At 52.0% G+C, this 18462-nt stretch carries 17 protein-coding genes and 1 riboswitch; of the genes, 5 read left to right on the top strand and 12 right to left on the bottom strand.

Annotation, left to right across the window (positions count from 1 at the left end; translation table 11 throughout):
* Positions 1-63 precede the first annotated feature (63 nt).
* The 6 genes from PCO85_16065 to PCO85_16040 all read right to left on the bottom strand — a co-directional run bounded on the left by PCO85_16065 (position 64) and on the right by PCO85_16040 (position 7761).
* Complete coding sequence (locus PCO85_16065) at positions 64-1077, bottom strand: substrate-binding domain-containing protein (GenBank protein ID WJV52728.1); 1014 nt, start codon at positions 1075-1077, stop codon at positions 64-66.
* A 22-nt stretch (positions 1078-1099) separates the two neighbouring features.
* Positions 1100-2398 carry an inositol monophosphatase family protein gene (locus PCO85_16060; GenBank protein ID WJV56109.1) on the bottom strand — a complete coding sequence of 433 codons (1299 nt, stop codon included), beginning with the start codon at positions 2396-2398 and terminating at the stop codon, positions 1100-1102.
* Between the two features lie 227 nt (positions 2399-2625).
* Positions 2626-3738 carry an ABC transporter substrate-binding protein gene (locus PCO85_16055; protein ID WJV52727.1) on the bottom strand — a complete coding sequence of 371 codons (1113 nt, stop codon included), beginning with the start codon at positions 3736-3738 and terminating at the stop codon, positions 2626-2628.
* Between the two features lie 86 nt (positions 3739-3824).
* Complete coding sequence (locus PCO85_16050; GenBank protein WJV52726.1) at positions 3825-4904, bottom strand: ABC transporter ATP-binding protein; 1080 nt, start codon at positions 4902-4904, stop codon at positions 3825-3827.
* Between the two features lies 1 nt (position 4905).
* On the bottom strand, positions 4906-6672 hold the full coding sequence (locus PCO85_16045; GenBank protein ID WJV52725.1) for an iron ABC transporter permease: 1767 nt from the start codon (positions 6670-6672) through the stop codon (positions 4906-4908).
* Positions 6673-6984: 312 nt separating this feature from the next.
* Positions 6985-7761 (bottom strand): NAD(P)H-dependent oxidoreductase, encoded by a 777-nt coding sequence (locus PCO85_16040; protein WJV52724.1) that lies wholly within the window; start codon positions 7759-7761, stop codon positions 6985-6987.
* 85 nt (positions 7762-7846) lie between these two features.
* Here PCO85_16040 and PCO85_16035 point away from each other — a divergent pair, with 85 nt between their 5' ends.
* The 5 genes from PCO85_16035 (at position 7847) to psiE (ending at position 12011) form a co-directional block, all read left to right on the top strand.
* Positions 7847-8740 (top strand): LysR family transcriptional regulator, encoded by an 894-nt coding sequence (locus tag PCO85_16035; protein WJV52723.1) that lies wholly within the window; start codon positions 7847-7849, stop codon positions 8738-8740.
* Between the two features lie 359 nt (positions 8741-9099).
* Complete coding sequence (locus PCO85_16030) at positions 9100-9546, top strand: VOC family protein (GenBank protein WJV52722.1); 447 nt, start codon at positions 9100-9102, stop codon at positions 9544-9546.
* 134 nt (positions 9547-9680) lie between these two features.
* A riboswitch (TPP riboswitch) is annotated at positions 9681-9783 on the top strand.
* Between the two features lie 36 nt (positions 9784-9819).
* Complete coding sequence (gene thiM / locus PCO85_16025; GenBank protein WJV52721.1) at positions 9820-10614, top strand: hydroxyethylthiazole kinase; 795 nt, start codon at positions 9820-9822, stop codon at positions 10612-10614.
* The gene (gene thiD / locus PCO85_16020) at positions 10611-11414 is read left to right on the top strand and encodes a bifunctional hydroxymethylpyrimidine kinase/phosphomethylpyrimidine kinase (protein WJV52720.1); all 804 of its coding nucleotides are present in this window, start codon (positions 10611-10613) and stop codon (positions 11412-11414) included. Before thiM ends, thiD begins: the two co-directional genes overlap by 4 nt.
* A gap of 189 nt (positions 11415-11603) precedes the next feature.
* Positions 11604-12011, top strand: a complete 408-nt coding sequence (psiE, locus tag PCO85_16015) for a phosphate-starvation-inducible protein PsiE (protein ID WJV52719.1) — start codon at positions 11604-11606, stop codon at positions 12009-12011.
* 289 nt (positions 12012-12300) lie between these two features.
* Here psiE and yegQ read toward each other — a convergent pair whose 3' ends face one another.
* The 6 genes from yegQ to PCO85_15985 all read right to left on the bottom strand — a co-directional run bounded on the left by yegQ (position 12301) and on the right by PCO85_15985 (position 18461).
* Entirely contained in the window at positions 12301-13662 is a 1362-nt protein-coding gene (gene yegQ / locus PCO85_16010) for a tRNA 5-hydroxyuridine modification protein YegQ (GenBank protein WJV52718.1), read from the bottom strand.
* Positions 13663-13826: 164 nt separating this feature from the next.
* Positions 13827-14768, bottom strand: coding sequence for a glutathione S-transferase C-terminal domain-containing protein (locus tag PCO85_16005; protein ID WJV52717.1), 942 nt, complete (start codon positions 14766-14768; stop codon positions 13827-13829).
* A gap of 20 nt (positions 14769-14788) precedes the next feature.
* Positions 14789-14956: a hypothetical protein gene (locus PCO85_16000; protein WJV52716.1), complete on the bottom strand. Its 168-nt coding sequence runs from the start codon at positions 14954-14956 to the stop codon at positions 14789-14791.
* Positions 14956-15681, bottom strand: a complete 726-nt coding sequence (gene baeR / locus PCO85_15995; protein WJV52715.1) for a two-component system response regulator BaeR — start codon at positions 15679-15681, stop codon at positions 14956-14958. The genes PCO85_16000 and baeR overlap by 1 nt, the downstream gene beginning before the upstream one ends.
* A 7-nt stretch (positions 15682-15688) precedes the next feature.
* Positions 15689-17050 carry a two-component system sensor histidine kinase BaeS gene (gene baeS / locus PCO85_15990; protein WJV52714.1) on the bottom strand — a complete coding sequence of 454 codons (1362 nt, stop codon included), beginning with the start codon at positions 17048-17050 and terminating at the stop codon, positions 15689-15691.
* A gap of 10 nt (positions 17051-17060) precedes the next feature.
* Positions 17061-18461, bottom strand: a complete 1401-nt coding sequence (locus PCO85_15985) for an MFS transporter (protein WJV52713.1) — start codon at positions 18459-18461, stop codon at positions 17061-17063.
* Position 18462 lies beyond the last annotated feature (1 nt).

The raw sequence follows: 18462 nt of genomic DNA, 5'->3' as shown, positions 1-18462 counted from the left end.
CGCTATATCGATCGCTAAAGTACAGAGGGCAGGGCGACCGGGATACATAATAAGCATCGATAGTCAACACGACCGTACGGTCTTGCGCCATACCGGCGGTGCCTGAAACAGACGCTTGCCCGGCACGCCGGGAGACGATGGGGAAAGTAATAACTCTATGATGGCGTTCGCCATATCGGTCAGAGGTTGGGCAAAGGTTGTCAGCTGATAGCCGACCCAGCCAGCCTGTTCGATGTTATCAAAACCGATAACGCAGATATCCTCGGGAATACGCAAGCCAAACTCGTGGCGCGCCACGTCGATAAAGCCGCAGGCAACCAGATCCGTGACGCAAAATACTCCATCCGGACGATGGCGACCCGCCAGCAGTTCCCGTGCCGCAGTCGCGCCGGTGTCATAACTGGCCGGCCCCGAACGGACTAACTGGCACGCTCCTCCGGCATGACTGGCGGCTTCGAGAAACTTGGTTTCCCGGATCACCATACTGGGTGATCGGACGGAAGAAGAAATCATCGTGATGTGCTGACAACCGGCTCGTGAGAGCATGTGATAAGCATCGGTCATGGTCGAGGTGTAATCGATTTCGATGTTGTCGGCACCGGCGAATTGCCCCATGCGGTTAATCAGAATCACCTGCTGACCGCTTTGCAGGCAAGTTTCAACCAGTGAAGCCTGCGGTGTGCCTGACAGTACGATGGTGGCGGCGGCGCGATAATTGAGCGTCTGGCGCAATGCGGCATCGGAACTCTCTTCACCGCCGTCAGTGTTGATCACCATGACCGCACGCTGTGCCTGATGTAGACGGCGGGTGATCTGATCGAGCAGACTTGCCTGGTAGGGGGCGCTGAGATTGCCCCCGAGAATGCATACCGGACGACAGGCTTCTTTGGACAAGCTGCGCGCCAGATGATTAACGTGGTAGTTAAGCGCTTCGGCGGCGGCCAGAACTTTACGGCGTGTTTCGGCTGATACGCTGCTGCCGGAGGTAAACGTGCGCGAAACCGCCGAACGAGAAACCCCTGCCAGACGTGCTACTTCCGCCGCACTGGCCATACTTTTACCTGACAAAGCAGACATCTCTTTACCTCTTAACAACTGGTTACTTAACGTCTGGTTGCCCAATGTCCAAACCCGCGGCCTTTAATACCTGTTCCATCTCAATAGCTTGCTGCGCCAGAGAAATTAGTATCGGTTTCGGTGTTTCGTGCCACTCATCCGGATGCAACTGGCGTTTATCCCGGATATGGGCGATAGCCGATGCTAACGTCGGATAGCGTTCCGGACATTCCAGATGCATAAATAAGGCGACGAGTGCGACAGAGCGACTGCGACCGCCGCGGCAGTTGACCAGAATATTGCCCGGCTCCCGGTTACGGTAAGACGGCTTGTCGGGGATTTGCTGTAGCAGAGCGGAACGCATCAGGTGATAGCCAGCATGCAGCATGGTCGCCGCGTTGCCTGAACCGTCGACGAGGCCGAGTTTGTAGTAGCGAATGGGGCCTGAACCGTGATTGATCAAGTGGGAGGACATATTCGGTTCTGGAGAGGAAACCCAGTCGATATCGAGGTTGACCGCGCAGTTGATGATGGTTCTGATGTTGTGCTGTTCCAGCAGTGCCAGATCGGTCGCTCCAGCGGAACCCCCGATGTAAATGTCCATGCCCCAGCCGGGAAAGTCGGATTCTATCAAGCTGATAGCGGGTCGGGCGTAGCGCGGTGCTTTTGTTTCGTCGTCGGCCGGCTCTTCGGCGGGAGGAGCCTCTGTCGTGGCGACAGGGATCCCTGTCGCGCGGGCCAATGCATGTGCCACACCGGGTGTGGCGGCTAAAACCGGCTGGCCGTTGAATATCTCAGCGGTGCTGATGGGGGAATATCCGGTACTGCCGCCAGCTTCCCGTACCAGCAATAAACCCGCCAGACAATCCCAGGCGTTCATATGTAATTCGGCGTAACCATCAGTGCGGCCTTCGGCGACCCAGGCCAGCGCCAGCGCACCAGATGCCCCGCGACGTACATTTGCTCCCTGACGCAGTATCGCCGCCATGACATCCAGATAACGTCGCTGGGTAGACCGCGGAGACCAACCAAGTTCGAATGTGGCGTTGCGTACGTCATCTGTTTTGGCGGTATGCAACGCCTGACCGTTTTTCTGCGCGTAGTGGCCGCGACGCGCCATATACAGTTCCTGAGTCGCCGGGTTGTAAATCGCTCCCAGTTCAGTGACGCCTTGAGCAATGAAGGCGATAGCGACGCAAAAGTGTTCGATGCCGCGCGCGAAATTGGCGGTGCCGTCAATAGGATCGACCACCCACAGGCTGGATGCGTCATTGGCGCTGCTGCCGGTTTCCTCGCCCAGCAGGGCATCTTCAGGAAACGCATCGGCAATGGCTTGTCGGATCTGTTGTTCTACCAGGGTATCGGCTTCGGTCAGGAAGTCCTGATGGCCTTTAAGCGAGAACTCCCCGGTTGACGAGCACGAAAGTGCCGGAGTGCGGTATTGCCAGCGTCGAGAATAATACGTTTTAAAGCAGCTTCACGCCGCTCCAGGTTAATTAGAGTCAAAAGTTTGCTCCCAGTACGAAAACAATGAAGAGCGCAGTAGCAGGCGCTCTCCCGTTGATAGTTCTATTTCCGGTAATTCAGATTCCAAAGGTCTTGCCAATCCTGGCGGCTCTGCCAGTCTATTTTCGCTGTTGAGGTTTTGTATACCATCAATTCATCGCGATATTTTTCGATGCCGGAGGCTTCATCTGCCGGCAGTTTTACCGTCTGGTTGGTAGACATCTTGCCGTCAACGCCTTGCGGTGCGATGCCCTTGGCGGTCATCAGGTAATGCATAAACAGTTTAGCGGTGTTCGGACTGTGGCTACCGGTAGTAATGACGCCGAGACTTGGGTAATTCCAACCGATAAATGGCTTCATGCCGTGGCAGAGACCCAGTTTCATGCCTTGTTTGTTTTCACGGAATTTCGCGGTAGAAACCAGACCGACGAAATCGTCTTTGCCATCTGGCGCACCAATGGCTTCTGCCGCATCGGTGTCGGAATGGGTCAGCAGTGGGCCGTTCGCCGCCAGCGCTTTAACGAATGCCGCCATTGCCGATTTCTCTTCCGTTTTCAGCGGCTTGCCAAACTCTTGTCGATAGGCATCGCGTACCGTTTGATCGTAATTGGTGGCCATTTGACTGAACCAGTCGGTGTAGGCTGGCTTACCGGTTGGATCCTGCATCGCCACTTTGCCACGCCACTTTGGTTCGGTCAGTTGCCAGATGTTAGTGATCGGGCAACTGCTGTGATGCACCGTATTATAGGCAAAAACATTCGGTGCCAATACCACCGTCAGCGGATCTTGATAGTGCGCTGGAATAACGGTTTTCATGTCTCCTGGCACCCAACTTTTGACATAACCTTTGTCCAGAAGCTGCTCTATGCCAGCGGGAGCGTCTTCTATGATTGCGACATCAGATTTGACATTGTGCGCCAGCGCTTCTCGGCTGAGAATTTCGATAATTTGTGGTGCATTAGCCTTAATACCAACTGCTTTAACGCCGTATTGCTGGCTAAATTCCTTCGCCTGTTGAACGATCTTGCCGGTTGAGGCGTAGACGGTGATAGGGGCTTCTTTTTTCGCTGCGGCGATCAATGATTGCAGATCGAAAGACTCCGCTGCATGAGCACTGGCGGTAGCAGTAGCGCACGTCGCGAGTATGACCAGGCTCGTTATCAATTTGCGGTTCATGATATTTCCTTTGGTTGCGAGTTTTTGTTGGCCTTGAATGGATAGTTTTTTTCGGCTTTCAGTAGGTCGTTTTTGCTGGCCTGTTGTTAGCTTACAAAGCGTTCCTGACGTTGCCCCTGCTGGTTGAAAAAGTGTAGCGAGGCGGCAGGCAACTGACAGTGCACTTGCTGATTCGCCTGCCAACGTGGACGCAGTTGTGTGGAGTGGAACAGGTGATCGCCGCCCCTTACCAGTTCAATCACCCAACTGCCGCCGGTTGGCATGATGTTGTCGATGATCATTGGCACGCTATCGGTCTGTGGCTGTTCGGATAGCATGATCTCTTCGGGACGAATGCCGCAGACATGCATTTCGTCCTGTAGGGAAAAACGCTGTTGGATGTGGCTCGCCAGCACACTGGATGGCTGATTGAGCGAGATCATGTTCAGTTTGGGCGTGCCGATAAACTCGGCGACAAAGCGGTTCGCGGGTTTGGCGTAAATCTCGTCTGGCGTCCCGACCTGCTGTAAATGTCCGGCACTCATGACCGCGATGGTGGTGGCGAGGGTCATCGCTTCCCATTGATCGTGGCTGACAAAGACGATGGTCGTGGCAAAGGTTTCGTGTAAGCGTCGTAACTCGGCACGCATCTCCAGACGCAGGGTGGCATCGAGATTGGATAACGGTTCGTCGAGCAGCAGTACTCCGGGATTAACCGCCAACATGCGGGCCAGCGCGACACGCTGTTGCTGACCGCCGGAAAGCTGAGTCGGGTAGCGGCTGGCGTATTCGGCGATGCGCAGCTTTTCCATAACATCCTGGCAGCGGGCGATACGCTTTGTGGTCGGTACTTTCTGTAAGCGCAGCCCAAAATCAACGTTTTGCGCAACTGTCATATGTGGCCACAGGGCGTAGCTCTGAAAGACCAGGCCGACGCGGCGCTGCTCCGGTGGAATAAACGTTGCCCGGGCAACGGAATCCATCACCTTATCGCCAATCGCAATTTCGCCGCCGCTGGCGGATTCAATGCCAGCAATCATACGCAGAATGGTCGTTTTACCGCAGCCGGATGGACCAAGCAGACACATGAACTCGCCATCTTTGACCGTCAGGCTGAGGTTGTCCACCGCAGGTTTCTGACCACCGGGGTAGATTTTTATCAGGTTGGTTAAGGTAATCGCAGGCATATCAATTCTCCAGACCTTCAGCCAGACCGGTACCAGAAATCTTCTGGATCAATATTGTGCCGGTCCATGAAATCAGCGCGATCATCAACACCACCGCGTTGGCCGCTTGCTGGTAGTTGTAATCAATCAAACGCAGGGAATAAGTGGTGAGGACGTCAGTGGCGGGTATCGCCAGAATGATGAACAGGCTGACGCCCTTAATACCAGAAATAAACGGCAGCAAAATGCCGGTTGTCAGCGGTGCCGCCTGGATAGGGATCACAATTCGCCCGATACGAGTAAACCAACCGGCGCCAGCGACGCGAGCCGCCTCTTCCGGCTCTCTGCCCAGTTGTGTCATCGCTGCGATACCCGAACGGCTGGCATATGGCATTTTCTCCGCAATGAGCGCAATGACCAGCAGCATGGGTGTACCGTACAGGGCGGGTATCGGCCCGTGAGCCACTGCAAACAGAGACAGGAAGGCCGCGGCAAACGCAATGCCGGGAACCAGATAGGGCAGGAAAGTAATCTGACGTAAAAATCCCCCGACCCAGCGGATGGAGCAGCGCATCACCGCATAGCCGACCAATAGGCCCAATACGCCGGCAGCGAGTGAGGCGGAGCCGACAATAATGATGGTATTCCATACCGCGTGCCAGAAATCAGGTGTGAGCAGAATCCCGTTATGCAGGGCGACCGTATCCAGGTTATGACCAATCCAGAAATCAAAGGTGAAGTTATCGGCGGTAAAGCGTCCGGGTAATTTCATGATGGTGGAAAAAAACAGGGTGAGGATCGGAATGGCAACCCCCAACAGCACAAATGTGAGGGCTATGCCGAAAGCGGCGAAACCCCACCGGCCGAGATGGCGACGGCGATCCATTCCACTTTTGCCTCCCACCGTCACAAAACGTCTGGCTTCACGCAACATCCGCATATCCAGCAGCAGGGTGATCATGCCCATCAGCATAATGACTGCGGCGATCACTGCGGCAACACCATTCTGGCGCGATCCCAGTGCGCGGTACAAACCGGTGGACAGCGTCTCAAAATGTACCGGTAAACCGAGAATATAGGGAATGGCGAACTCGCCAATACAGTCGGCAAAGATCAGCAGCGCAGCTGACAACAGGGCCGGACGAACCAAGGGGGCAATAATACGAAACGCGATGACCTTGCGCGACGCGCCGAGGACTCGCGCGCAATCTTCTAACTGCACGTCCATTCGCTTTAGCGCGTTACCCACAATCAGGATAACCAGCGGCGAGTAGTGGATCATCATAATCACTACAATCGGGAAATAGCCATAAGCCAGCCAGTTCGGCGTATGAATGCCGATCACTTCCAGCCAGCCAGGTTGACCGCCCACCGTGTGGTTTTTAAAGATCGTGGTCCAGGCCAGGGCAAAAGTCCAGGATGGCAACATGAATGGCACAATCAGCGCGGTAGCGAACCACTTCCGCCCGGCCATATCGGTACGGTTGACCAACCAGGCTAAGGTTACGCCGATAAGCAGTGCACCTGATACGCTACTTATCGCCACTGAGAGGGTATTGATCAGCGGTGTCCAGAGTAGTAGGTCAGACATCCGCGACACCAGGGTACGCAGCAGATAGTAATAGGTAAAAGCGCCTTCGGTAGCATGTACGCGCACACTATCACCGTTTTGTACCACGACGGCGTCGAACAAAATGGACAATACCGGCGCCAGAATAATCCAGGCAAACAGCAATATCAGCCCGATACCAATTAAATTAGCCGGCTCGTGGCGAGCGATTGCAAGCATGTGCCGTAACTTGCACCACCATGAAGGTTCTACACGGTTAACCGCTTCAGGTATCACTTGGCTTATCCCTTTTCTGGTTTTAGACAGAAAGGACTATATAGAGGCTTTATGACGATTCAGTGACTACTTTGCACCTATGTGCATTATTTTTGCAGCCTAGAACGAGCTATTTCAGGTAAGGAGATCTCTGCCGCATGTGGTCGATTTTTCCACCATTTCGCCAGAGATCCAGGGTTGGATATTATTGACCGACACTGGTTGATGCCCGCCATAATGGAGCTTACATAGCGCGTCACTATAGCGGTGCTATCGTCACTCTCTGTGTGCCAAAAAGCCAGATTGACCCGGCGCAATCTCTGTTTTTAGCGTGAGCTCCGGAATAGTGTACTCCCCTGCATTTTGTGCTCGGAAAGGGATGGGTGTTGCACTCTCCAGGTTATCCAGACGCACACTGAGTTCATTACAGGTCTGTGAAAACCGATCGGCGTCCATACGGCTGGTACGGTAGACCATAAAGGGGGGAAGAACGTCAAAACCAGGGTAGTACAATATTCCATGCTGGATGGGAAACAAGAGATCTTCCATCGGGCCATTGATACCCCGTTGGCTGTAATGGGATTCCCATCCACCAGTAGTAACAACCAACATGGCCCGTTTCCCTGTCATTACACCTTCTCCATAACGATTGCCCCAACGGGTATCTGAATGTTCTCCAACGCCATAGGCAAAACCATATGCGTAGACACGGTCTACCCATCCTTTGAGAATCGCTGGCATGGAGAACCACCACAGGGGAAATTGCAGAATAACCATATCCGCCCAACGTAATTTCTCTTGCTCGCGTGCGATGTCCTGGCTCTGTGTTCCTTGTTCGAATGCGTGTTTAGAATCGAGTGAAGGATTAAAAGGGGCGTCTTCTTGTCTGTCAGTACGATCGTCGGCATCAAGCACCGCTTTCCATTTCATGGCATACAAATCCGATACCTGGACAGTATGTCCAGCATCTTCGAGATGTTTGACCGTAAAGTCTTTTAGCGAGCCATTTAAAGAGTGAGATTCAGGATGGGCATAAACAATAAAAATATTCATAGTGGTATCTCCATGGTGTGATGTGCGCAGAGTAAATCGCTATCAGGTATCATAGAAATGAATTTAAAACATACCAGGTATTGCCATGACTAATATCAGAAGGCTGGATCTCAACCTGTTACTGACTCTTGATGCATTGCTTGAGGAACATAATGTGACCCGGGCGGCGTTGCGTTTGAATCTCTCCCAGCCATCGGTCAGTGTTCAACTTGCCAAATTGAGAGATATCTTTGGGGATCCCTTGTTGTTACCGGGTCCACGGGGGATGAAGCCAACCGCCAGAGCGGATGAATTACGCCAACCCCTGCGGCAAGCGCTGGAGTCCCTTGAGCACGCCATATTACCGTCCGCGCCCTTTGATCCCGCAATGGCCACACAGACATGGTGTGTGGCCGCCTCTGATTACAGCGAATCGACAATTCTACAGCCTGCATTGAGCGGATTACGTTCAGCGGCACCTGGCACCCGGTTGGCCATTGTTGAAACGGTACCGTCACGTATTGCCAGGCAAGCAGAGCAGGGAGAGATTGCGCTGGCCTTTCACTCCAGTGGGGGCGCACCCTCCGGTTTGCGCCGTCGTGTGCTGTTTGCGGAACGTTATGTGTTGGTCAGCCGAGCTAACCATCCGCGTCTGGAAAAACGGCCTTCGCTTGAGCAATTCTGTGCGCTTGACCATGTGATCGTATCGCCGGATGGCGGCGGATTTCAGGGTATTACAGATAATATGCTCTCGACGATGGGTCTGACGCGCCGGGTTGTGCTCTCTGTACCTCACTTCCTGTTTGTTCTGTCAGTGTTGGCGAATACTGATCTTGTGGCGATGTTACCTTCACGTCTGGTGAGGAATAACTCGCTGCTACAGGTTGTTGAACCGCCACTTGAGGTACCCGGTTTCGAGATGTTTATGCTTTGGCATGAACGTTTACATCGCGATCCCGGGCATCAATGGTTACGGGAGTTTATCGCTGCTTCGGTGTGATATTTGAACGATCATTCTGCCTGAATTTGATTATGCAACTTCATGATATCTCCGCCTGAATGCGGTATCCCACCTTGAGCCAGACGGTATCCCTTAATTGGGTAATCGTCTGATAAATAGCCGAATATAGCCCAGTATCACTATCGCCAGACAGTTCCTCGCGTTCTCTTACTACTGTCGTCTACGCTGGTGGGCGCAGTTAATAAAAAGTCACTTTTACTGAATAACTAAGCGTTATCTTATAGATCTGGATCATACTTTCCCGTTGGGAACACGACTATGTTGGTTATTCCGCTCAACCTGTCGTTATTTGCAGTGAGTGAGGGAAAATCATTGGATTGCGTCGTCAGGGGGGAAACATGCTGGATCATTTGAGTATTCCGGTGTCGGATCTGAGCCGTAGTCGGCGGTTTTATGGACAGGCGTTGCGGCCATTAGGGTACGAGCTGGTCAAGAATATGAAATTTGCCGTTAGCTTCGGTGTGCTGACGGGGTACGGTTGTTCATCTGATCCTGGTGGTGAATTCTGGATTTTCCACGGCGAGGTTCTCACTCGCCCACGAGTGCATTTCGCCTTCAGCGTCGCGTCCCAGGAGCATGTAGATGCCTTTTTTGCCGCAGCGATAGCGGCGGGTGGCGTCGACAATGGCCAGCCTGGTTTGCGTACCCAGTATCATCCCAACTATTACGCCGCGTTTGTCCGTGATCCGGACGGGTACAACGTAGAAGCGGTATACCATCGGACCGACGATGGCCGACGGATATGCCGTCCGTTTGATGATTTCCCGGCACAATGCCAGATTTAACGCTATAACATCTAGCACCATTGGTAATGATAAAAAATAATTATGATTGTTATTTTTTGATTTATAAGGATTTTAGTGTTATAGCCGGTGGTGTAGACAACTATTGACCTTTATCTTTTCACTTTCAATAATACGTTGCTGACTCGGGGTGCCTTTGCATTAACTGCGGTGGCTGAGAATTTACCCGTATAACCTGAACTGGATAATGCCAGCGTAGGGAAGTCACGGTATCTCATCGGTTACCGCCTTCTTGACATGCTGGTTGGGAGATTTATGAACGCTCGACCTGTGCTTTTGTCTGCCGCTGTTGCCGCAGATTCCCTGACTCAATTCCACCATCGGGCGCCGTTAGTCCACTGCCTGACCAATGATGTAGTACAAAGTTTTACAGCCAACGTCTTATTGGCGCTGGGCGCCTCGCCCGCGATGGTGGTTGATCCCGGTGAAGCGGCGCAATTCAGCGCGGTGGCCGATGCGTTGCTCATCAATGTAGGTACGCTGGAGCGCGATCGCGCGGATGCTATGCTGGCTGCGGTGAACAGTGCCAATCAGGCCGGAACACCGTGGGTGTTCGATCCGGTGGCGGTTGGCGGGCTGACTTTTCGTACTGAATTTGCCCGTGAACTACTGCAACTCAAACCGGCCGCTATTCGGGGAAATGCTTCAGAAATCATGGCGTTATCCGGGCTAAACATTCAGGGGCGCGGTGTGGACAGCGCCAACGATTCATTAACGGCATTGCCTGCCGCGCGTGAGCTGGCGCGTCGTATTGCTACCGTTGTCGCGGTGACGGGCGAAGTGGATTACGTGACGGACGGTGACCGTGACTGGGCGATTCCCGGCGGGGATAAAATAATGACACGGGTTGTAGGAACCGGTTGTGCGCTATCTGCGGTGGTTGCGGCCTTTTGTGCGCTGGCTGGCGACCGTCTGCCGCATGTGGCGACGGCGTGTCATGTGATGGCACTGGCTGGAGGACGAGCATCAGTACAGGTACAAGGGCCGGGAAGTTTTATCCCGGCGTTTCTTGACCACTTATATCACCTGCGTGCGGAGGATCTGGCATGAGACGCATCAACGCACTGACCATCGCCGGTACGGACCCCAGCGGTGGTGCCGGTATTCAGGCCGATTTGAAAACGTTCTCCGCACTGGAAGCTTACGGCACCAGTGTGATCACCGCACTGGTGGCACAGAATACGTGTGGTGTGCAGTCGGTTTACCGGATTGATCCTGATTTTGTCGCTGCTCAGCTGGATTCTGTATTGAGCGATGTACGCATTGATAGCGCCAAAATAGGTATGCTGGCTCAGACTGATATTGTCGAGGTGGTGGCCGAGCGTCTGCGGCGCTATGTCGTGCCGTATGTGGTGCTGGATACGGTAATGCTGGCGAAAAGCGGTGATCCATTACTGGCGGCTGACGCGGTCGACGCCATTCGGCAGATGTTGTTACCACAGGTCTCACTGATCACTCCCAATTTACCGGAAGCGGCGGCTTTGCTGGCGTGTTCTCCCGCAGCCAATGAGCAGGAAATGCGTCAGCAGGGGGAAGCACTGTTAGCGATGGGATGTCCGGCGGTACTGATGAAGGGGGGTCACCTGAGTGATGAGGAGAGTCCGGACTGGTTATTCTCGGTACAAAGTGAGCCGGTGCGTTTCACCGCGCCCCGCATCCATACCCGTCATACTCACGGTACTGGCTGTACTTTGTCGGCAGCACTGGCGGCGCTACGTCCGCGTTATAACGACTGGTCAGCCACCGTCATGGCCGCCAAAGCCTATCTGCAAGGGGCGCTGGAGCAGGCGGATTCACTGGAGGTTGGGAAGGGAATTGGTCCAGTACACCATTTCCACCGCTGGTGGTAACCTATGGTATTTAAGGTGTAATAAAATCAGATAGATACTAAAAAAAGATCTAGACAGCGTTGATGACACCCACTATTTTTGTGATCTTTGTCAAATTATCGTTACACTGATGTGCCAACAATTTAAGTTGCGGTAGGCAGACGATAATCGTCCATATTATTTGGCGCAGTTTGGGTAAGGAGTAGATGAATGGTGGGTTCAACACGTGTGGTGATGATTGCCCAAGGATTGCAGATGATACTCAGCGTGGGATTGCTGTTATTGGCTGTTATTCTGGTGGTGTTCCTCGGTAAGGAAACTCTCCATCTGGCGACAGCGTTAATGATCAGCAATGAGAAAGACTCTTCCTACATGCTGATTGACAGTTTGGTAGTCTATTTTCTGTACTTTGAATTTATTGCGTTGATCGTGAAGTATTTTCAGTCGGGATACCATTTTCCGCTACGTTATTTTCTTTACATCGGTATCACCGCTATTGTGCGCTTGATTATTGTCGATCATGACAATCCTTCCTATACCCTGGTTTATGCCGCGTCGATTCTGATATTGGTGGTAGCCCTTTATCTGGCTAATAGCCAACGTTTGAAGCGTGAGTAGTTGAAGAACGCGCTTTCGATTTCTATCGATGAAAATCCGGTAGGTCGGTTTGGTCAAATGCGGTTGTCATTGGTCAGTGCTGAAACGTAGATGTGGCGATAAGTCGAAAAAGAAAAGCCAGCTCAAGGGAGATTGAGCTGGCCAAGGAGGTGGTTCCTAGTAGTATTTACTACGCTTATTTTTCGTTCTGTATTTTCTCAGCGCCGCAATAGTAACCAGTCGTCAGGCCAATTGATGTGATCTGATTCTAATAAATGTTAAAAGTCATGCCGTTTACACTTTATGTTTGTTATTTCGCATGCGGATTGCGGGTGGTTGTTCCTGGCAGATTGCGCAGCAACAGAGCATATTCCAGCGAGATATCTTCCGGTACGGGCAGATAAACGATATGACCATTACCAGGTGCGACATCAATAGCCTGACCTTTGGCATTCTGCATCGCTTCCACGGTAAATTGTATATTGCCGCCCGGCGTCATCATTTCCACACTGTCACCGCAGGTAAACTTATTTTTCACTGCCACTTCAGCCAACCCGTTACGGCGTTCACCCGTGAATTCACCAACGAACTGCTGTTGGTCCGAGACCGAGTAACCATAGTCGTAGTTCTGATAATCCTCATGGACATGGCGACGAAGGAAACCTTCGGTGTAACCGCGGTGTGCCAGCCCTTCCAAGGTTTGTAGAAGGGTGGGATCAAAAGGTTTTCCGGCGGCGGCGTCATCAATGGCGCGGCGGTAGACTTGTGCGGTACGGGCGCAGTAGTAGAAGGATTTGGTGCGCCCTTCGATTTTCAGGGAGTGAACCTGCATCTGGGTTAAGCGCTCCACATGCTGAATCGCACGTAAATCGCGGGAATTCATGATGTAAGTGCCATGCTCGTCTTCAAAGGCACTCATGTATTCACCAGGACGTTGGCTCTCTTCCAACATGAAGACTTTATCGGTTGGTGCACCAATGCCCAATGTCGGCTCCACATTGGTTACAGCGATCGGTTGGTGGATATGCACGATATTACCGGCATCGTCCTCTTTGCCTTCCTGTACCTTGTATTCCCAACGGCAGGCATTGGTACAGGTTCCCTGATTCGGATCGCGTTTGTTGATATAACCGGAAAGCAGGCAACGTCCGGAATAGGCCATGCAAAGCGCGCCATGGACGAAAATTTCCAGCTCCATGTCTGGAACCTGGGTACGTATTTCAGCAATTTCTTCCAGCGATAGTTCACGAGACAAAATCACGCGGCTAAGTCCCATCTGCTGCCAGAATTTCACCGTCGCCCAGTTTACCGCATTGGCCTGTACGGAAAGATGAATCGGCATGTGTGGGAAGTTTTCCCGTACCATCATGATAAGTCCCGGATCAGACATGATCAGCGCATCCGGGTTCATTTCAATTACTGGCTGCAAATCTCGCAGAAAGGTTTTGATCTTGGCGTTGTGAGGGGCGATGTTCACCACTACATAGAATTTCTTACCCAGCAGGTGGGCTTCATTGATCGCCTCGGCCAACGTCTGATGGTTGAATTCGTTATTACGAACACGCAGGCTGTAACGGGGTTGACCGGCATAAATAGCATCTGCGCCGTAAGCAAAGGCGTAACGCATATTTTTCAGCGTACCGGCCGGAGAAAGTAATTCCGGTTTAAACATGATGTCTCTCAAGTCTGATCACAAGTCAGGCTGCCCCCGGACGGGAGCAGTAAAGGCGGCGATTCTAACGCTTATGCGGTAAAAAATCAGCAGATGGTACACAGAAAGTCGGCTGACAAGCGGATAAATCCACGCCATGCAGGGGGGATCGTGAAAACGGCAGCTTAACGTCCCACTCCGGCACGATTGTGGGGGCGTTCAAGATCAATGTGTGGTCCCTGTGGCACTATCCCGGTGGGATTAAGCCACAGAATGCTGTAATACCCAATTTTGATATGCTCAAGATTGACGGTGTCGCGGACACCCGGCCACTGATACAGTTCGCGCAGATAGTTTGACAAATGCGGGTAGTCTTCAAGCCGGCGAATGTTACATTTGAACGCGCCATGGTAGGCGGTATCAAACCGTACCAACGTCACGAATAACCGCCAGTCAGCTTCGGTCAGTGTATTGCCAGTAATATAGCGATGCGTCGCCAACTGGGTTTCTACCTTATTCAACGTGTCAAACAGCGCCACGACGGCTTGATCGTAGTGGTGCTGTGTTTTGGCAAAGCCGGTTTTATAGACGCCGTTATTGATGTTGTCGTAAATCAACGAATTCCAGGCATCAATGTCTTCTCGCAACGCCGGAGGGTGAAAATCCAGTGAGTTGCCGGTCAATCCATCAAAGGCGCTGTTCAGGATACGAATAATGTCTGCCGATTCATTGTTGACGATACGTCCTTCCTGACGATCCCATAACACAGGCACGGAAACTTTACCGGTGTAACGCGCATCACTGGCGGTATACAGTTGATGCAGATAATGGATGGGCGCTATCTGATCTCCGACATCTTGTGGCGTATTGAATTCCCAGCCTTGCTCACCAATACGGGGTTCGGCGACGGAGAGGCTAATCACTGATTCCAGCGCTTTCAACTTACGGAAAATCAGGGTACGGGATGCCCACGGGCAAAGATAGGAAACAAACAATTGATAGCGTCCTGCCTGTGGGGTGATGTCAGTTTCCCGAAACGTCGTTGTCTGACGATGGAACGCGCCATTTTTGATCTCTTCTGCCGCGATCTCACCATTAACCCACTGACCGTTGACTAAACCTGACATGATTTTCCCCACTTCAATTGTTATTGCCGATGTGGCAATGCTAACCGTTGTGGAGAAAGATAAAACCGTAAATTTTTAAATGAATTGAGCAATTTATTTGACAGCATAAAGAGAAACTGGTGCATGTCGCTGATATTACGTACAGATGATTGAGTGATTTTTTTATCTGCACGGCGTGTATCGGACATTACGTCTCCTGGCCGACGGCGGCTTCCCAACGATAACCGATGCCGTATACCGTGCGAATGAAAGAGGTTTCCTGATCGAGTTGTTCCAGCTTACGCCGTAGATTCTTGATGTGGCTGTCAATGGTCCGGTCAGTTACCACCCGGTAGTCATCATAAAGGTTATCCAGAAGTTGTTCGCGGGAGAACACTTTACCCGGTTCGGCAGAGAGCGTTTCCAGCAGACGGAACTCCGCCGGGGTGAGATCCAGATGGCGTCCGAGATAACTGGCCTGATGGCGGCGCTTATCAATCAGTAAGTGAGGCTTCTCTCCTTCTGGAAGCGGTTCGTTTTGCCAGCGGCAACGGCGCAGCAGTGTTTTGACTCGCACGACCACTTCTCGTGGGCTGAAAGGTTTACAGATGTAGTCATCTGCGCCGATCTCCAGTCCCAGCAGTCGGTCTATCTCCTCCGTTCGGGCGGTGACCATAATAATCGGGATATTGGAAAATTGCCGGATGTCGCGGCAAATGCTCAAACCGTCACAGCCGGGCAGCATCAGATCAAGCAGTATCAGCGAAGCAGAATGCTGTTTTACCCAGGGTTGTACGTCATTACCATTGGTGAACCAGTGTGTTTGGTAACCCGCGGCCTGAAGGTAATCGACCAGCAATTGTCCCAGTTTGGGCTCGTCTTCAACGATTAAGACAGGCAGCGTTTCGGTACTTGAAAACTCGGTAGTTGTCATAGTGTTTCTACATGGCTGCGTGTAAAGGAAGCTTAATTGTCATTAGCAGGCCTCCCAGTGGAGAATGTTCAGCATACAGGTGTCCGCCATGGGCCTCAACGATATTGGCGCAGATAGCCAAACCAAGGCCGGAACCACCACTGGCACGATTACGGGAACTGTCGGCTCGGTAAAACCGTTCAAAAATGAGTGACAGCTGTTCATCGGTGACGCCGGGGCTGCTGTCTTGCCAACGAATCAGCAACTGTTCCCGGGTGATTTCCGCGTCTACGTGGAGTTGACCGCCATTATCGGTGTAGCGCAGACTATTTTCCAATAAGTTATTAAATAGCTGACTTAGCCGGTGTGGGTCACCAAATATCCATGCTTCAGACGGGAAATGTGTCACCAGCGTTATCCGTTTATGCTGTAGCCGATCGGTAAAGGACGCGACTGATACCTGAAGTAATTTCACCATATCGATCGGTTTTTTACGGTAGGACAACGTCCCCAGATCAGAGAGTGACAATTGGTGCACATCATCTACCAGTTTGGTCAGTACTGCGACTTCCGCCTGCAATGAACGGAATGAATCAGCGCTGGGTTGACGGATGCCATCTTGTAACGCTTCTAATTCGCCTTGCAGGATGGCTAACGGCGTTCGCAATTCATGGGATACATCGGCCATAAAGTCCCGGCGTGACTGCTCATTTTTTTCCAGCGCGGCGGCAAGATGGTTGAAATCCTGCGCCAGCATGCCAAGTTCATCACGACTGGTGACCATGACACGGGCGCTGAAATTACCTGCGGCCAACTGATGAATACCATTGACCAGGCGTTTCACTGGGGCCAGTAAACCCCGAGACATCAACCAGGTGACGATGATTGCCAATAAGGTGGATAAGCCGACGATAAGCCAGCTGGTACGCTGTTGTTGATGATCAAAACTGATATCGGCGTTACGTGTCAGCCTCTCCAGCGGTGCTGCCACAATCCAGCCAATAGTTTGGTTTTTAATGGTGAGTGGTTGCCATTGGCTGTCTTCAGGGGGTGTCATTGGTGAACCAATCAGTTTGTTTTTCTGCTGGTCAAATACCCATAATCGGGTATGCCAGCTTTGCAGGCTTTCCTCCCCGTTTTGCACCATGGGCCGTCTCATTCTGAACATTCCCTGGTCTCTGTTACGCAAGAAACCCCAATTGCCATATTGCTGATATTGGTCTTCCAGCGTTTCCCGTAGCTGTAATATTCGTTGTTCGTTTTCATTTTTAATGTAGTCGATAAACCCGTGCTCGAAGCTGAGGCGTATACCCAAGTGCATGGTGATCACCACCAGCATGCAGGTGGCGAAAATGGCCAGAAAGAGTTTTACGGTGATACCGAATTTCATGATGACCTCACTAACGGCGCGGCAATGTAGCCTGCTTGATGTTGTCGCCCGGCGCCTGGCTAAAAATCAACGTCGGAAGAATCATGACGGCCATCATGCTCAGATAGGTATAAAGAAAAACAATATGGTTTTCCGGCGCACCCGGTACCAGATGCTGGTGGGCAAAGACGCCCAGCAACAGGCCGGCTATGCTGACGCCTATACTGGTGGACAGTTGCATTGACATTGAAAGCAAACTATTACCGCTGCTGGCGAGTTCATCAGGCAAGTCTTTCAGTGTCAGGGTATTCATGGTGGAGAAACGAATACCGTTGGTCATCCCCACGATAAACAGCACCAGAGGCATTAGCCAGCGCCAGTTCATCAAGGCGACCAGGGCGAACAGAAAAGTGGCTAGCGCCAGTGACAGTGTAGATGAGATCAGTATGGTGCGATAACCAAAACGATTGACGATGTTCACCACCAGCCGTTTTATGCCCATATTCCCGAGCACCATCGGAATCATCATCAATCCCGCATGAAACGGAGAGTATCCCAGCCCCAATTGTAGAAATACTGGCGTCATGAAAGGCAACATACCACTACCGATGCGAGCTACCCAACCGCCCAGTATACCGATGGTAAAGCTGTTGGTCTGAAAGAGTTGCAGAGTGAACAAGGCATGCTTATTGTTCCGTGCGTGCAGCCAATAACCAAATAAAGACAGACTGCCGGTGATCACCAGACCGATCAGCAGTAAGGATGACATATCCAGGCTTTTCTGGCCGTCCAGTGCCAGGGTTAGTGTGGCCATCCCAATGACCAGGCAGAGAAAACCGTGTATATCGAAACGTCGGGTCTGCATAGTGTAATTGGGCATCAGCATCAGCGTGGCAATAGCGCCGATAATGCCTATCGGTAGATTGATCAGAAAAATCCAGTGCCAACTGGCATATTCCACCAGTATGCCGCCTAATGTCGGCCCCATCAGCGGACCGATTTGCCCCGGCAATGTCACGAACGTCATGGCTGCCATGTATTGATCGCGCGGCACTATTTTCATGACGGTCAGGCGCCCGATGGGAACCATCATAGCGCCGCCAATCCCTTGAACCATTCGTGACAACAGCAACTCATTGAGGGTTTCTGAACGAGCGCATAACAACGAACCACAGGTAAAAAGGATGATGGCTGAAAAGAAAATATTGCGTACGCCAATACGATCTGCCAGCCAACCGCTGGCCGGTAAGACAATTGCGACAGTCAGTACATAGGCCACAATCACCGAGTGCATATGCAATGGGCTTTCATTCAGGCTGATGGCCATAGACGGCAGCGCGGTGTTGACGATGGTGGTATCCAGCGTTTGCATAAAAAAACCGAAAGCCACAATCCATAGTTGCCAGCGGACGGACGCGGGCTGATTCATCATC

Source organism: Prodigiosinella aquatilis (assembly GCA_030388725.1).
In the GTDB taxonomy this organism is placed as follows: Bacteria; Pseudomonadota; Gammaproteobacteria; order Enterobacterales; family Enterobacteriaceae; genus Prodigiosinella; species Prodigiosinella aquatilis.
This window is presented reverse-complemented; position numbering and strand designations above follow the sequence as displayed.

Bases quoted from the DNA above. Each gene is read 5' to 3' on its own strand.
- PCO85_16035 (WJV52723.1), top strand. From the start codon at position 7,847: ATGACTAATATCAGAAGGCTGGATCTCAACCTGTTACTGACTCTTGAT.
- PCO85_16045 (WJV52725.1), bottom strand. From the start codon at position 6,672: ATGCTTGCAATCGCTCGCCACGAGCCGGCTAATTTAATTGGTATCGGG.
- PCO85_16055 (WJV52727.1), bottom strand. From the start codon at position 3,738: ATGAACCGCAAATTGATAACGAGCCTGGTCATACTCGCGACGTGCGCT.
- PCO85_16065 (WJV52728.1), bottom strand. From the start codon at position 1,077: ATGTCTGCTTTGTCAGGTAAAAGTATGGCCAGTGCGGCGGAAGTAGCA.
- PCO85_16000 (WJV52716.1), bottom strand. From the start codon at position 14,956: ATGTCCGATACACGCCGTGCAGATAAAAAAATCACTCAATCATCTGTA.
- PCO85_16005 (WJV52717.1), bottom strand. From the start codon at position 14,768: ATGTCAGGTTTAGTCAACGGTCAGTGGGTTAATGGTGAGATCGCGGCA.
- PCO85_15985 (WJV52713.1), bottom strand. From the start codon at position 18,461: ATGATGAATCAGCCCGCGTCCGTCCGCTGGCAACTATGGATTGTGGCT.
- PCO85_16050 (WJV52726.1), bottom strand. From the start codon at position 4,904: ATGCCTGCGATTACCTTAACCAACCTGATAAAAATCTACCCCGGTGGT.
- baeR (WJV52715.1), bottom strand. From the start codon at position 15,681: ATGACAACTACCGAGTTTTCAAGTACCGAAACGCTGCCTGTCTTAATC.
- psiE (WJV52719.1), top strand. From the start codon at position 11,604: ATGGTGGGTTCAACACGTGTGGTGATGATTGCCCAAGGATTGCAGATG.
- yegQ (WJV52718.1), bottom strand. From the start codon at position 13,662: ATGTTTAAACCGGAATTACTTTCTCCGGCCGGTACGCTGAAAAATATG.
- PCO85_16040 (WJV52724.1), bottom strand. From the start codon at position 7,761: ATGAATATTTTTATTGTTTATGCCCATCCTGAATCTCACTCTTTAAAT.
- baeS (WJV52714.1), bottom strand. From the start codon at position 17,050: ATGAAATTCGGTATCACCGTAAAACTCTTTCTGGCCATTTTCGCCACC.
- PCO85_16030 (WJV52722.1), top strand. From the start codon at position 9,100: ATGCTGGATCATTTGAGTATTCCGGTGTCGGATCTGAGCCGTAGTCGG.
- thiD (WJV52720.1), top strand. From the start codon at position 10,611: ATGAGACGCATCAACGCACTGACCATCGCCGGTACGGACCCCAGCGGT.
- thiM (WJV52721.1), top strand. From the start codon at position 9,820: ATGAACGCTCGACCTGTGCTTTTGTCTGCCGCTGTTGCCGCAGATTCC.